The sequence below is a fragment of the Pusillimonas noertemannii genome, from assembly GCF_003096595.1.
Lineage (GTDB): Bacteria > Pseudomonadota > Gammaproteobacteria > Burkholderiales > Burkholderiaceae_B > Pusillimonas > Pusillimonas noertemannii.
Window position 1 is genome coordinate 358,922 of sequence record NZ_QEKO01000004.1, and the last position, 14,466, is coordinate 373,387.

Consider the following 14,466-nt stretch of genomic DNA (forward strand, 5'->3'; position numbering starts at 1 on the left):
CCGCGACAGAAAGGGTTAGTTTATAGCCCTGACCCGCCATGCTCCGTCAACGAAGACCAGTTCGCGGTCCACCGTGAACTCGTCCAGGTCGTGGGTTTCGCCGGGCAGCGACTGCACGACGATCTCGCCCGAGCCGCGCAGGCCGCGGAGGGCTTCGGTAAGGGCCGGGTCGGTGCCCCACGGGGCCCGGATGGCCTTGGCCAGCCGGGCTGGAGGCAGGCCCGACGACAGCTTGCGCAAATCGAGGCTGAAGCCGGTTGCCGGCCGCTCGCGACCGAAGGATCTTCCGATGCCGTCGTAGCGTCCGCCCTTGACGAGCGCATCGTGCCAGCCCTGGGCATAGATGGAGAACATGACGCCGGAATGGTAGCCGTAGCCACTGCCCGCATCGGCCAGGTCGATGCTGAACTCGTACTCGGGCATGGCCTGGATGAGGGTCTGGAGATCGGCCATGGCCTGCTGGATGCGCGGCAGAGCCGGCAGCACCCTGGATGCCTCGGCCAGGACCTCGACGCCGCCATACAGCGACGGCAGGACAGTGAGCGCCTGGAGGGTTTCGGGCCGCAGGTCGGGCAAGCGCCCGCCCAGTTGCCGCATGCCCGGGACATCTTTGGTGCTTAGTAACTCGATGACCTCATCGGCCACATCAGCCAACGCAAGGTCTGAGTCGATGAGGGCGCGCACAATGCCCAGGTGGTTGAGGTCGAGCCGGGCACCCACCACACCAGCCCGCTGCACGCTTTCAAGGGCCAGCTGGATGATTTCGATGTCGGCCTCGACCCCCGCATGCCCGAAAAGCTCGGCCCCGATCTGCAACAGCTCGCGGTCGGACAACAGCCCCGCCGGACGCGCATGCAGTACCGAGCCGCAATAGCACAGGCGTGTAACGCCCTCGCGATTGAGCAGGTGCGCGTCGATGCGGGCGATTTGCGGGGTGATGTCGGCGCGCAGGCCCAGCGTACGCCCCGACAACTGGTCGACCAGCTTGCAGGTGCGAAGGGCCAGGTCGCTGCCCTTGTCGGACAGCAGGGAATCCAGGTACTCGACCAGTGGCGGTGCAACGAGCTCGAATCCATAGGCGCGATACAGGTCCAGAAGCTCTCGGCGCAATTCTTCGATGCGGCGCGCTTCGGCCGGCAGAACATCGGCCAGGCTTTCGGGCAACAACCAGGTGGACATCATGCGTTTCCGTTCAATACCAGGTACAGGTCAAGGACAAACAAAAAGCGACTTGGGGCGTAAGCCCGCCAAGTCGCTTGCGGATGTATTTCAACTTACGGCGTATTGTACCCTGTTGTGGCGCCATTCCCAAATAACGCGAGGGAACGGCGCCAGCCGCGCCGCCTAGGGATTGGCCGGTTCGGCGCCCTGCGCGCCGCCCCAGTAACGGAAGAAATCTGTCTCGGGACTGATCACAAGCAGATCGTCTTTGCTGGAGAACGCCGAGCGGTAGGCTTCTAGGCTTTTGAAAAAGCTGTAGAACTCGGGATTCTTGCCGTAGGCCTCGGCATAGATGGAGGCGGCTCGGGCATCGCCCTCGCCCCGCACACTCTGGGCCTGGGCGAAAGCATCGGCAAGCAGTTCTTCGCGCTGGCGATCGGCCTGGGCGCGGATGCGCTCGCTGTCGGCCGCGCCGGTGGCACGCAGGCGGTTGGCTTCTTCTTTGCGCTCGGCCTCCATGCGCCGATAGACGGATTCAGAGATCTCGGGCGCGAAATCAATGCGGCGCAGGCGCACGTCGACCACCTCTACACCCAAAGGACGGGCACGCGAGTCGACTGTGGTGAGCATTTCTTTCATGATGTCGCCCCGCTGGCTGGAAACGACTTCTTTGACGGTGCGCACGTTGACCGAGGCGTTGAGCGCATCGCGGATCTGGGCGCTGAGCCGCTCTTCGGCGGCGCGCGTGTTGGCGCCGAAGGTAACGTAGAACTGGCGCGGATCGATGATGCGCCATTTCACGAAGGAGTCGATCAGCAGGTTCTTCTTTTCAGCGGTCTGGATGCGCTCGGGGTCTTTCGACTCGATGGTCTGCAGGCGCCTGTCGAGCCGCACCACGTTCTGGAAGGGCGGCGGCAGCTTGAAGTGGAGCCCGGGTTCGGTAATGGTTTCGCGCACCTCGCCCAGGGCGAACACGAGCGCCGCGTCGCGTTCGCGCACGACGAAGACCATGGAAGACAAGACGGCCAGCAGGATGACGAGGCCGATCAGGTAGGGAAAAAAGCGTTGCATGAGGGCCCCCGGTTAGCGCGAATAAGGATTGGCGAGCGCGCCCGCGGCACCGTTGCCATACGGAGTGCCTCGCGTCCTGGACGAAGGCGAATCGCCCTGGGACGCTGCCCCGCCCGCAGCGGCGGCCGCGGATGGACTGGCCGAATCGGAACCGGACTCGGGTGCCGGCTTGCGCGCCGCCTGGCCCGCGATTTTGTCCAGCGGCAGATACAGCATATTGTTGTTGCTGTCGGTATCGACCAGAACCTTGGAGGTTTGTTCGAGGATTTCCTGCATGGTGGTCAGGTACATGCGCTCGCGGGTAATGTCGGGTGCCTTGGCGTATTCGGCCTCGATGCTGGTGAAGCGGGCCGTATTACCCTGTGCGTCGCCAATGACACGCGCCCGGTGGCCTTCGGCCTCTTGGAGCATGCGCGCCACCTGGCCCTGTGCTTCAGGCAGCACCCGGCTGGCGTAGGCATTGCCCTCGTTGATGAGGCGCTCGCGGTCCTGGCCGGCCTTGACGGCATCGTCGAACGCCGCCTGCACCTGCTCGGGAGGCTGCACGTTCTGGATGGCGACCGTACTGATCTGTATGCCTGTCTGGTAGCGATCGAGAATATCTTGAGCAAAGCGCTGCACCCGCGCGGCAATTTCGGTACGGCCCGAATACAGGACGGAATCCATGGGCTGCTGTCCGACCACCTCGCGCATGGCGGTTTCGGCCGCCTGGCGCACCGATTCGTCGGGCTGGCTGGTTCTGAAGAGATAATCGGGTGCGCCTTCGGGATTGAGGCGGTACTGAACCACGAACTGGACATCGACGATGTTTTCGTCGGTGGTCAGCATCAGCGATTCGGACAGCACCTTGTTGCGCGCATTGCCCCGGAAGCCCACTTCGAACGTACGCAACTGCGAAATATTGACGGTTTGGGAATCTTCGATGGGATACGGCAGACGCCACTGCAAGCCGGGCGTCAGGGTCTTGGTGTAGGCGCCGAATCGCGTCACCACGGCAACCTGCCCTTCTTGGACGATGGTAAAGCCGCTGGCCAGCCACAGCGCGACGATGATGATCAGAATGACCACGACGGTTTTGGGCGAACCCTTGGGCAGCGAAGCCCCCGGGCCGCCACTGCCGCCATTGCCATTGCCGCCGCGGCGCGGCTTGCGGCCAAAAAGCGACCCCAGCCTGTTGTTGAAATCACGCCAGACTTCATCCAGATCTGGAGGGCCGCCGCCTTGATTGGGGCGGCGAGGCGGCTCGGGGTCGTTGCTGTTGTTGCCGCCACGTCCCCAACCCGGGTCATTCAGGTTGAAAATTTTCGATATTGAACGCATTGTGTCTCGTAGTCTGACCTGCCTCGACAATTGCCCCACGCAAACCGTCCAAGCCGGCACGCCTCAGGGCGCTTACAAATACTCGCGCAATGGTACCATGTTCATCGCGCTCGACCCGGGGCTCGTAGCCCGCTTCATCGATTTTGTTATAGACAAGAATGGTGGGAATAGCCCCCGCCCCGATGTCTTCCAGCACCTTGCGGACCTCGAGTATCTGCTCTTCGCGCTGGTGGCTCGACGCATCGACCACGTGCAGCAGCAGGTCGGCGTGCACCGTCTCTTCGAGCGTGGCCCTGAAGGCCGCGATCAAGGTCGGCGGCAAGTCGCGTATGAAACCCACGGTATCCGAAACCACCACCTGGCCCGCGCCTTCGATCCAGAGCTTGCGCGTAGTGGTGTCCAGGGTGGCGAACAGCTGGTCGGCCGCATAGACGTCCGCCCGCGTCAGGGCATTGAACAGGGTGGACTTGCCGGCGTTGGTGTAGCCCACCAGTGAAACCGACAAGGTATTGCCCCGGGCGCGGGCGCGCCGTTGGGTGGCCCGCTGGCGCTGGGCCCGCTCAAGCCGCTCTTTCAGCAGCTTGACCTTGGCGCCGATCATGCGCCGGTCCATTTCCAGCTGCGATTCACCCGGGCCCCGCATGCCGATGCCGCCCTGCTGGCGTTCAAGGTGGGTCCACAGGCGTGTAAGCCGGGTCGACAGATGCTGCAGTTGGGCCAGCTCGACCTGCAGCTTGCCTTCGTGGCTTTTGGCCCGCAGGGCGAATATGTCGAGAATGAGCGCTACCCGGTCGACCACCCGCAGGTTTATCGACCTTTCAAGGTTGCGCTGCTGGGCAGGGCTTAACGCCTGGTCGAACAGAACGACCTCGGCCTGGCCATCCTCGGCCAGCAACTGGGCCTCTTCAAGCTTGCCCTTGCCGATAAAATACGCGGCGTCCGGCCGTGCGCGGCGGGCGACCACGGTTCCGACGACCTGCGCCCCCGCACCCTCGGCAAGCATGACGAACTCGTCGGCATGCGCCTGGTAATCCGGATCGCCCAGATCGACGCTGACTATCAATGCCTTCATTGGCATCCTATAAAACGAAATACCCGCCGGCGCACTGCGCTCCGGCGGGTTTTCATGCTGACTGAAGCCAAGCGGACTACGCTGCGGATTGATCGTCCACCTGGAACGTAACCGGGCGGGCCGGAACGACGGTGGAGATGGCGTGCTTGTAAACCATTTGCGTGACAGTGTTGCGCAGCAGGACCACATATTGATCGAACGATTCGACCTGGCCCTGCAGTTTGATTCCGTTGACGAGGTAGATGGAAACGGGCACGTGATCCTTACGTAAAGCGTTCAGAAATGGATCTTGTAGTGTTTGCCCTTTATTGCTCATTGGCTTAGCTCCAATTGTGTTGTTATATGAGATGACGCTCAAAAAGATACTTTACAGGGTTTTCCCGCAATGCGCCACGAGAGACTGTTGACTTAGTGTATATTTTTGCGCGTCTTTTTTACTGCGCCTTGCGTAATATTTCAGCCAGCGCCGCGCACAGGCGGGCGCAGTCGGCATCGGTGCCGATGGTTATGCGCAGGTACTGGTCGATGCGCGGCAGGGCAAAATGGCGCACCAGTATGTGCCGTTCGCGCAGCGCCGCCGCCAGCTTGACGGCATCGCTCGAGCGATGGCGGGCAAACACGAAGTTGGCCATGCTCGGCAACACGTCGAAGCCCATCTGCGCAAGGTCGACAGCCAGCTGGTCGCGCGAGCGCATGATGGCCTGCCGCGTCTTGTCGAAATAGGCTTTGTCCTGAATGGCGGCCAACGCGCCCGCCTGAGCCAGCATATCGAGCGGGTAGGAATTGAAGCTGTCCTTTATGCGGCGCAGCCCTTCGATGAGATCGGCCGAGCCCATGGCATAGCCCACGCGCAGTCCTGCCAGCGAACGCGACTTGGACAAGGTGTGGACCACCAGCAGATTGCCGTGCCGGGGCAGCAGGGCCACGGCCGATTCGGCGCCGAAATCGACATAGGCTTCGTCCACCACCACCACGGTGTCGGGATTGGCCCGGCAGATGCCGGCAACGGCGTCCAGGCCCAGCGCCATGCCAGTGGGTGCATTGGGATTGGCAAAGATGATGCCTGCCGCGCCCTGCCCGCCGACGTAGTCTTGGGGGTCGAGCGCGAAATCGTCGCGCAGCGCCACGGTTTCACAGGGAATGCCGTACAGGCGGCAATAGGTCGGATAGAAGCTGTAGGTGATGTCGGGCATCAGCAATGGCCTGCCGCCACGCAGGAACAGCCCATGAAAGACATGGGCCAGCACTTCGTCCGAGCCATTGCCCACGAACACCTGGGCGCTGGCCAGGCCGTGGTAGGCGGCAATGGCCTCGCGCAAGGCTGCCGCCTCGGGGTCGGGATACAGGCGCAGGCGCCCGTCGACGGCTTCTTTCATGGCCTTCAGGGCCTGGGGCGAGGGGCCGTAGGGATTCTCGTTGGTGTTGAGCTTGAGCAGGTCGGCAACCCTGGGCTGCTCTCCCGGCGTGTAGGGAACCAGACCGGCGACGTGGTCGCTCCAGAAGCGGCTCACTTGGACTCCTGTATGTATGGGTTCTGCGAAGACTTGAACTCTATGCGCAATGGCGTGCCGTCAAGGCCGAAGGCGGTGCGGAACCGGGCTTCGAGATAGCGGCGATATGAATCGGGCACGGCGTCGAGTGCATTGCCGTGCACAATGATGCGCGGCGGATTCTGCCCCCCTTGGTGAGCATAACGCATCTTGGGGCGGAAGATGCCCTTGCGCGGTGGCGGCTGCTGCTCGACGGCGGCCAGCAGCTCACGCGTAAGGCGCGGCGTGGAGAGCTTGGCGAACGCCGCCGCATGGGCCGCATTGACCGAGCGCAACAGCGCATTCACGCCCTGCCCCTTCAGGGCCGACACCGTGTGCATCTTGGCAAAGGAAAGGAAACGCAGCTTGCGGTCGAACTCGCGGCGGATGCGGTCGCGCTGCTCGTCGTCCAGGCCGTCCCATTTGTTGATGGCCACGACCAGCGCGCGCCCGGTTTCAAGGATGAACCCGGCGATGTGCGCATCTTGGTCGGATATCTCGGCGCTGGCGTCCAGCATCAGCACCACGACGTTGCTCGCCTCGATCGCCTGCAAGGTCTTGATGACGGAGAATTTTTCTATCGCTTCGAATACCTTGCCCCGCTTGCGCAGGCCGGCGGTGTCGATCAGGGTGTACGACTTGTTGCCCCGCTTGAACTCGATCTCGATCGCATCGCGCGTGGTGCCCGGCATGTCGAAGGCGATGACGCGTTCTTCGCCCAGGAGCGTATTGATGAGCGTCGACTTGCCCACGTTGGGGCGCCCCACGATGGCCAGCTTGATGCGGTGGTCGATGGGCTGGCCGGGCGCAACGTCGGACGCCGGTTCGGCGCCCTCGTGGGCCAAGGCCTCGATGTCATGCGGCCCTGCGCCTTCATCGCCTGCCTCGGGCCAGGCATCGGCGTCGAGGGCCGGCACGGGCACTTCGTCTTCCGGGTCGGCCAGATAAGACAGCGCCTTTTCAAGCACATCGGCCACCCCGTCGCCATGCGAGGCGGAGATGGGCCAGGGTTCGCCCAGGCCCAGTTCGTGGAATTCGGCCACCGCGCCGCCATGGCGCATGCCTTCGGCCTTGTTGACCGCCAGCACCACTTTCTGGCCAGAACGGCGCAGCAGGCGCGCAATCTCGTGGTCGTGCGCATTGACGCCGGCCCTGGCATCCACCAGGAAGATGACCACATCGGCTTCGGCTATGGCTTGCTGCGTCTGGCGAGCCATCTCGCGCAGAATGCCGTCTTTGGCCACGGGCTCGAACCCGCCGGTGTCCACCACCAGGAAAGGCCGATCGCCCATGCGTCCTTCGCCGTAGTGCCGGTCGCGGGTAAGGCCCGAGAAATCAGCTACCAATGCCGCCCGCGAGCGGGTCAGGCGATTGAACAACGTGGACTTGCCCACGTTGGCCCGTCCCACCAGAGCGACGACCGGCTTGAACGACACGTGTTTCAATTGACACCAACCAGAATGAGATTGCCATTGCCCGTCTGGACCAGCACGCCGCGCTCGCTGCCCACCAAGGGCGAGACGATTGCGCCGCCGCCGACCTGGACGCGGCCCAGCAGGCTGCCGTCGCTGCGCGACAGGAAATGCACATAGCCCTCGTAGTCGCCGACGGCAAGCGCCTGGGGCACCACGGCGGGGCCGGCCAGGCGGCGATTGCGCAAGCCTTCTTGCTTCCAGGCCTCTTGCCCGTTGGTCAGGCCATAGGCAAACACGACATCGCGCTGATTGACCGCATAGACATGATGCGGATCGGTGGTTATGCCCGCGGTGCTGGAGAACGGCTGTTCCCAGATGGGGCGTCCGCCCTGGGTGATGTCGAAGCAGACGATGTGGCCCTGGTAAGCCACCCCGCACAGCAAGGGCCCTTGCACCTGCGGCGCGCCCACGATGTCGCTGATGCGCTCGAGGTCGGTGGCGCCGCGCGATACCGTGACAGTGCCTTCCCACTGCACCGCGCCGCTGGCGGCGTCGATGGCGATCAGGCGCCCGTTGGGCAGGCCCGACAGAACCATGTTCTCGAGGATGAGCATCTGCATGTTGGTCTTGAGCGCCAGCGCCGGCCCGGGACGCTGTACGTTCCACAGCGCCTCGCCCGTGTCGGCGTCAAAGGCCTGGATGCGGTAGTCGCTGCTGCGCACGGCCACGATGCCGGCCCCCACGGCGGGAGGAATGTCGACCTGGCTGGAAGCGCGGGTACGCCATTTTTCGCCGCCCTGCTCGTCGAAGGCGATGACGGTGCCGTCGCGCGCCGCGACGGCCGTGACACGGCCGTCGGAGCCAACGCCCGCCGAAAGCTCTGTGCCGGCGTCAGCCCGCCACTGGATGGCCCCCGTGCCCAGCGCCACCTTGACGATGGAGCCGTTGGGCGCGGCCGCGTAGACCGAGTCGCCTACGACCTGCGGCACGAAGCCGCTGCCGCCATTACGTCCGATGGAGACGTTCCAGGCGACGCTGGCCGACACGCCCGCGGGGTATTCGGTAAGAGGCACCGGCTCGTAACGCGGATTGCTCGGCGAGAACATCGAGCAGCCCGCCAGGACGGATGCCCCGAACACGAGCGCTGTTGCAGCCAGAAGACGACGGATGGGAGTAGTTTGCATGGCTTAGGCTCCACCGGTTGCATCGATTTTGAGTTGAATGACCTGCACGAGCGGGTCGGCGCCCAGTTGCGCGATGGCCTTCTGCCAAGCCTCGATCGCCTCGTCCTTTTTGCCCTGGGCCGCCAGAATGTCGCCCCGGCGGTCCGCAAACAGGCCCTCGAAGGCCGAAGGGGCCGGGTCGAGCTGCGCCAGGGCTTCATCGTACTGCTTCTGTTCCAGCAGGATGCCCGCCAGCCGAAGCCTGGCCAGCGGAACCAGCGCGGGGTCCTTGCCCTGGGCGACCAGCCATTCGAGCTGCTCGCGCGCGCCGTCGAGATCGCCCTGCCCCTTGAGGGCGGCCGCCGCAATGAGTATGCCGCGCGAGGTATAGCCCGAATCGGGAAAGTCTTGCCGCAAAGTGGCGCTGGCCGCCTTGATGCGCGGCGTGGAGTCTTCGGTTTGCCGCGTGGCGGCGTTCTCGAGCGCCTCGAAATAGCCCATAGCCTGGGCAGCCTGATGGCCCTGGTACCACTGCCAGGCGCGCCAGCCGGCAAAGATCAGCACCGCGCCGATCACCACCACCGCGATCAAGGTGCCGTAGCGGTCCCACCATGCCCGCAGCGCGTCGAGTTTCTCCTGTTCTTCTAAATCGTATGCCATGCCTTAGACCTTTTGTTTCAATTCGTCGACGAGACTTTCCAGGGGAAGGGTCTCTTGCTGAGCTTGTGTATCGTCTGCCTGACGCAACCACTTGATGCTGGCCTGCCGGTTGCGCAATTCGTCTTCGCCCAGGATGACGGCCACCTGCGCCCCGCTTGCATCGGCGCGCTTGAATTGCGACTTGAAGCTGGCGGAGCCGGGGTGAACGATAACCTTAAAACCGGCGTCACGCAGCTTTTCGGCCAGGGTGGCCGCCTCGCGCTGGGTTTCTTCGGACTGATGCACCAGATATACCTGGCATTCGGGCGCGGCCTGGAAGGCTCCGGACTGGTCGCAAAGGTCGAGCAGCCGTTCCACGCCTATGGCAAAACCCACGGCCGGGGCGGGCTTGCCGCCCAGCAGTTCGACCAGGCCGTCGTAGCGCCCGCCGCCGCAGACCGTGCCCTGCGCACCCAGCCGGTCGGTTACCCATTCGAAGACCGTGAGGTTGTAGTAGTCGAGCCCGCGCACCAGACGGGGGTTCAGGGTATAGGCAATGCCCGCGTCGTCGAGACGCTTGCATACCCCTTGGAAATGCGCGCGCGAGGCCTCACCCAGAAAATCGAACAGGCGCGGTGCGCTGTTGGCCATCTCTTGCATGGCGGGGTTCTTGGTGTCGAGCACCCTGAGCGGGTTGGTATGCATGCGCCGGCGTGCTTCATCGTCGAGCACCTCGATGTGCTGTTCGAGATGGCGCACCAGGGCTTCTCGATGCGCCCTGCGCTCGTCGGCCTGGCCCAGGGAATTGAGCTCGAGGCGGATGTCGGCAAGGCCCAGCATTTTCCAGAGCCGGGCCAGCATGACGATCATCTCGGCATCGATGTCGGGGCCGGCCATGCCCAGGGCCTCGACGTCGATCTGGTGAAACTGCCTGTAGCGGCCGCGCTGCGGCTTCTCGTGGCGAAAGACCGGGCCCAGCGCATATACCCGCTGCGGCCGATCATAGAGCAGATTGTGCTCTATGGTCGCGCGCACCATGCCGGCGGTGAACTCGGGGCGCATGGTCAGGTGCTCGCCATTGAGCGCATCGGTAAACGAATACATTTCTTTCTCGACGATGTCGGTGACTTCGCCGATTCCGCGCGTGAAGAGCCGGGTATGCTCGAGCACGGGGGTGCGCATATTGCGATAGCCATAGGCGGCCAGCCACTGGCGGACGGTTTCTTCGAGATGCTCCCAGTGGGCGCTGCCATCGGGTAGGATGTCCTTCATGCCGGTGATGGCATGGACCTTCTTGAACGACTGCGACATAGCTGCTTTTTATAGAATTCGGTTAAGGTCGTTGCGAGCCCGGCGCCCCGTAGCGCCGCTCGACGTAGTTCTCGACGATGGCCTGGAACTCGCTGGCGATGTGATCGCCCTTGAGCGTTACCGTACGCTCGCCATCGATATACACCGGGGCTGAAGGCACTTCGCCCGTGCCGGGCAGGCTGATGCCGATGTCGGCATGGCGGCTTTCTCCGGGCCCGTTCACCACACAGCCCATTACGGCCACGTTCATGGTCTCGACGCCGGGATAACGCGTTTTCCAGACGGGCATCTGGCGCCGCAGATACGACTGTATGCTGTCGGCAAGTTCCTGGAACACCGTGCTGCTGGTGCGGCCGCAGCCGGGGCACGCCACGACCATGGGCGTGAAGGCGCGCAGGCCCATGGTCTGCAGGATTTCCTGGGCCACGACCACTTCGCGCGTGCGGTCGCCGCCGGGCTCGGGGGTGAGCGAAATGCGTATGGTGTCGCCTATGCCCTCTTGCAGCAGCACGGCCAGCGCCGCGGTGGACGCGACTATGCCCTTGCTGCCCATGCCGGCCTCGGTAAGGCCCAGGTGCGCGGGGTAGTCGCAGCGCGAAGCCAGGTCGCGATAGACGGCGATGAGGTCTTGCACATGGCTGACCTTGCACGAAAGTACGATGGCGTCGCCGGGCAGGCCAAGTTGCTCGGCCCGGCGGGCATTGCTGATGGCCGACACGACCAGGGCGTCGCGCATGACCGCCTGGGCTGTCCAGGGCTGGGTGCGCCGGCTGTTTTCATCCATCATGCGCGCCATCAGCTCATGGTCGAGGCTGCCCCAATTCACGCCTATGCGCACCGGCTTTTGATAGCGGGCGGCAATTTCGATCATCTGGGCGAAATTGTCGTCGCGTTTCTTGCCGCCACCCATATTGCCGGGATTGATGCGGTATTTGGACAGGGCCTGGGCACACTCTGGAAACTGGCTGAGCAGCTTGTGGCCGTTGTAATGGAAGTCTCCGACCAGCGGTACCGAGACACCCATGCGGTCGAGCTGCTCGCGGATCGCGGGCACCTCGCGGGCGGCCTCGGGCGTATTGACCGTGATGCGCACAAGTTCGGAGCCGGCCAAGGCCAGTTCTTTGACCTGGATGGCCGTGGCCACCGCATCGGCCGTGTCGGTGTTGGTCATGGACTGCACGACCACCGGCGCCCCGCCGCCGACGCGCACGGCCTTGTCGCCCCAGCGCACGGTCACGCCCCGGGTGGGGCGCCGCGCCGCCGGACCCACCGATACAGGCGCGGTCGCACAAAGGCCGGTGAGGGAAGAATCTGTCATTGCTTGAGGGCTTTGAGCCAATCAAAGACCAGCCAGGAATCGGGAACCCAGCCACGGTCGACGGCATAGATGCCGGCGACGGCCAGCAGCACCACGATGACCAGCAGCCAGCCCCACGAGCGCGAACCGCCTTCGGGGTGCAGGGGCAGGTCGGCGCCGCTGAGCGAAGCGGCCGGAACGGGCACCGAGACCGACGCGGCCGAACGGGTGCCTACCTGGTTGTCGAGCATGACGAGCAGGGCCTCGACGTCTGTTTCGAGGAAGCGGCCATAGTTCTTGACCAGACCCCGAAGCAGCACGCCCTTTGGCAGTTGCTGCCATTGCTCGTTCTCGAGCGCATCGAGCTGGCGCACGGTGTATTTCAGGCGTGCCGAAGCGTCGGAAAGACTGCAGCCCCTGGCCTTGCGCATGGCGCGAAGCGATGCGCCCAGGCCCTGGGCTTCGTCGGGCTCGACAACGGGTTGCGGTGTGGAGCTGACAGCTCTGAGCAGCGGTTTGTTCATTCGCGTTCCTCTTTGATGGCTATGGTCGCACGATTGGGCAACCGCTCGTTGATGCGAGTGCGGTCCTTGACGTCGCCGGCCAACTGCCCGCAAGCGGCGGCGATATCGTCGCCGCGGGTCTTGCGTACCGTCGTGACGACGCCACCATCCATGAGACGCTGTGCGAACAATCGCACACGAGCCGCAGGCGAACGCTTCAGGCCCGACTGCGGAAAGGGATTGAACGGAATCAAATTAAACTTGCATCGCACGCGTTTTGCAATAGCGATCAATTCCGCCGCATGCTCGTCGGCATCGTTGACGCCGTCGAGCATGATGTATTCGAAGGTGATGAAATCGCGGGGCGCATGCTCGAGATAGCGATTGCAGGCGTCCAGCAATTCGGACAGCGGGTGCTTGCGGTTGAGCGGCACGAGCTTGTCGCGCAGCGCGTCGTTGGGCGCGTGCAGCGATACGGCAAGCGCCACGGGGCAATCGTGCGCCAGCCGGTCGATCATGGGCACCACGCCCGAGGTGGACACCGTGACCCGCCGCCGCGACAGGCCGTAGGCATTGTCGTCGAGCATGAGACGCAAGGCCCCAAGCACCTGGTCATAATTGAGTAAGGGCTCGCCCATGCCCATCATGACCACATTGCTGATGACACGGACGGGTTCGGCGGCGCTGGAGCCGTCGCCCCCCGGGATGCGCGCGCTGGCCAGATCGGCCTCGAGCACCCTTTTGGCATGCCACAGCTGGCCGATGATCTCGGCCATGGTGAGGTTGCGGTTGAAGCCCTGGTAGCCGGTGGAGCAGAATGGGCAGGCCACCGTGCAGCCCGCCTGGCTGGAAATGCACAGGGTGCCGCGGTCATCTTCGGGAATGAAGACGGTTTCGACGGCATTGTTGCGCCCGACGTCGAACAGCCACTTGCGGGTGCCGTCGGAGGAGCGCTGCTCAGTGGCCACGCTCGGCGCGACTATGGTGCAGCGCTCGCCCAGCTGGCGGCGAAAATCGCGGGCCAGGTCGGTCATGTGGTCGAAGGAATCCTCGCCGCGCTGGTGCATCCAGCGCTGCAGCTGCTTGGCGCGAAACGGCTTGCCGCCCCACTGCGCCACGAGATCGCGCAGTTCGGGGCCACCCAGGCCAAGAAGATTTACAGGTTCGGCAGACGACATGAGCAAGACAGTGGCCCGCTTTTCGCGGGCGGTGAAATTAACGGCTGTAAACGTTGCTTTCGGGGAAGAAGAAAGCGATTTCGACCGCGGCGGTCTCGGCGGCATCGGAGCCGTGGACGGCATTGGCGTCGATGCTGTCGGCGAAGTCGGCGCGGATGGTGCCCGGCTCGGCCTTCTTGGGGTCGGTGGCGCCCATCAGGTCGCGGTTCTTCTGGATGGCGTTGTCGCCTTCGAGCACCTGGACGAAGACGGGGCCCGAGACCATGAAGTCGACCAGGTCCTTGAAGAAGGGACGCTCTTTGTGCACGGCATAGAAACGCTCGGCTTCGCCGCGCGACAATTGCTGCAGGCGTGCGGCAACGACTTTCAGGCCGGCCTGCTCGAAACGTGCGACGATTTGTCCGACGACGTTTTTGGCGACGGCATCGGGCTTGATGATGGAAAGGGTGCGTTCAATAGCCATAAAATATCCAAGGAATAGACAAAGATTCCCGCCCACCGGGCCCACGGGTGAATACACCTGCATTCATGCCGGCCGGCAAGTCAGAAACCGCAAGGTTGTGAAAAACGGATTTTTCCAAGACAAAACAACGACTTCTGCGAAGTTTTCGCTAACCGCACATTTTAACATGCCCATGAACGGCCACTCCATCATAAAATGGCGGATTACCCGGCCCGCGCAGACGTACGATTTATCCTTCTTCGCCCGCGCCCCGCGAACGTCTGTTCAAGACACGACCGGCAACGCCAGGCCGCCCGGCGACAGTCTGCCCGCAACGTGCCCGGCCGGCCCCATTTCTTGTTTTT

The 14,466-nt window shown here is 63.7% G+C and carries 14 protein-coding genes; all 14 read right to left on the reverse strand.

From position 1 onward, the window contains the following. Window positions 1-15: 15 nt before the first annotated feature. The 14 genes from C7440_RS14895 to ndk all read right to left on the reverse strand — a co-directional run bounded on the left by C7440_RS14895 (window position 16) and on the right by ndk (window position 14,122). Window positions 16-1,179 carry an ATP phosphoribosyltransferase regulatory subunit gene (locus C7440_RS14895; RefSeq protein ID WP_116519135.1) on the reverse strand — a complete coding sequence of 388 codons (1,164 nt, stop codon included), beginning with the start codon at window positions 1,177-1,179 and terminating at the stop codon, window positions 16-18. Between the two features lie 165 nt (window positions 1,180-1,344). Beyond that, on the reverse strand, window positions 1,345-2,232 hold the full coding sequence (hflC, locus tag C7440_RS14900; protein ID WP_017524077.1) for a protease modulator HflC: 888 nt from the start codon (window positions 2,230-2,232) through the stop codon (window positions 1,345-1,347). Window positions 2,233-2,244: 12 nt separating this feature from the next. Further along, complete coding sequence (gene hflK / locus C7440_RS14905) at window positions 2,245-3,552, reverse strand: FtsH protease activity modulator HflK (RefSeq protein WP_017524076.1); 1,308 nt, start codon at window positions 3,550-3,552, stop codon at window positions 2,245-2,247. Then, entirely contained in the window at window positions 3,518-4,624 is a 1,107-nt protein-coding gene (gene hflX, locus C7440_RS14910; RefSeq protein WP_116519076.1) for a GTPase HflX, read from the reverse strand. The genes hflK and hflX overlap by 35 nt, the downstream gene beginning before the upstream one ends. A 76-nt stretch (window positions 4,625-4,700) precedes the next feature. Further along, entirely contained in the window at window positions 4,701-4,940 is a 240-nt protein-coding gene (gene hfq / locus C7440_RS14915; protein WP_116519077.1) for an RNA chaperone Hfq, read from the reverse strand. Between the two features lie 118 nt (window positions 4,941-5,058). Then, window positions 5,059-6,135: a histidinol-phosphate transaminase gene (gene hisC / locus C7440_RS14920; protein ID WP_116519078.1), complete on the reverse strand. Its 1,077-nt coding sequence runs from the start codon at window positions 6,133-6,135 to the stop codon at window positions 5,059-5,061. Further along, window positions 6,132-7,589 (reverse strand): ribosome biogenesis GTPase Der, encoded by a 1,458-nt coding sequence (gene der, locus C7440_RS14925; protein ID WP_116519136.1) that lies wholly within the window; start codon window positions 7,587-7,589, stop codon window positions 6,132-6,134. The genes hisC and der overlap by 4 nt, the downstream gene beginning before the upstream one ends. 5 nt (window positions 7,590-7,594) lie before the next feature. Continuing rightward, window positions 7,595-8,752 (reverse strand): outer membrane protein assembly factor BamB, encoded by a 1,158-nt coding sequence (gene bamB / locus C7440_RS14930; protein ID WP_116519079.1) that lies wholly within the window; start codon window positions 8,750-8,752, stop codon window positions 7,595-7,597. A 3-nt stretch (window positions 8,753-8,755) separates the two neighbouring features. Continuing rightward, complete coding sequence (locus C7440_RS14935) at window positions 8,756-9,391, reverse strand: YfgM family protein (protein WP_116519080.1); 636 nt, start codon at window positions 9,389-9,391, stop codon at window positions 8,756-8,758. A gap of 3 nt (window positions 9,392-9,394) precedes the next feature. Continuing rightward, window positions 9,395-10,681, reverse strand: a complete 1,287-nt coding sequence (gene hisS, locus C7440_RS14940) for a histidine--tRNA ligase (protein WP_116519081.1) — start codon at window positions 10,679-10,681, stop codon at window positions 9,395-9,397. 22 nt (window positions 10,682-10,703) lie between these two features. Continuing rightward, a complete protein-coding gene (ispG, locus tag C7440_RS14945; protein WP_116519082.1) occupies window positions 10,704-11,999 on the reverse strand; it encodes a flavodoxin-dependent (E)-4-hydroxy-3-methylbut-2-enyl-diphosphate synthase in 1,296 nt (431 codons plus the stop codon). Further along, complete coding sequence (locus tag C7440_RS14950; protein WP_017525240.1) at window positions 11,996-12,502, reverse strand: helix-turn-helix domain-containing protein; 507 nt, start codon at window positions 12,500-12,502, stop codon at window positions 11,996-11,998. Before C7440_RS14950 ends, ispG begins: the two co-directional genes overlap by 4 nt. Further along, complete coding sequence (rlmN, locus tag C7440_RS14955; RefSeq protein ID WP_116519083.1) at window positions 12,499-13,659, reverse strand: dual-specificity RNA methyltransferase RlmN; 1,161 nt, start codon at window positions 13,657-13,659, stop codon at window positions 12,499-12,501. Before rlmN ends, C7440_RS14950 begins: the two co-directional genes overlap by 4 nt. A gap of 37 nt (window positions 13,660-13,696) precedes the next feature. Next, window positions 13,697-14,122, reverse strand: coding sequence for a nucleoside-diphosphate kinase (gene ndk, locus C7440_RS14960; protein WP_017525238.1), 426 nt, complete (start codon window positions 14,120-14,122; stop codon window positions 13,697-13,699). Between the last annotated feature and the right edge of the window lie 344 nt (window positions 14,123-14,466).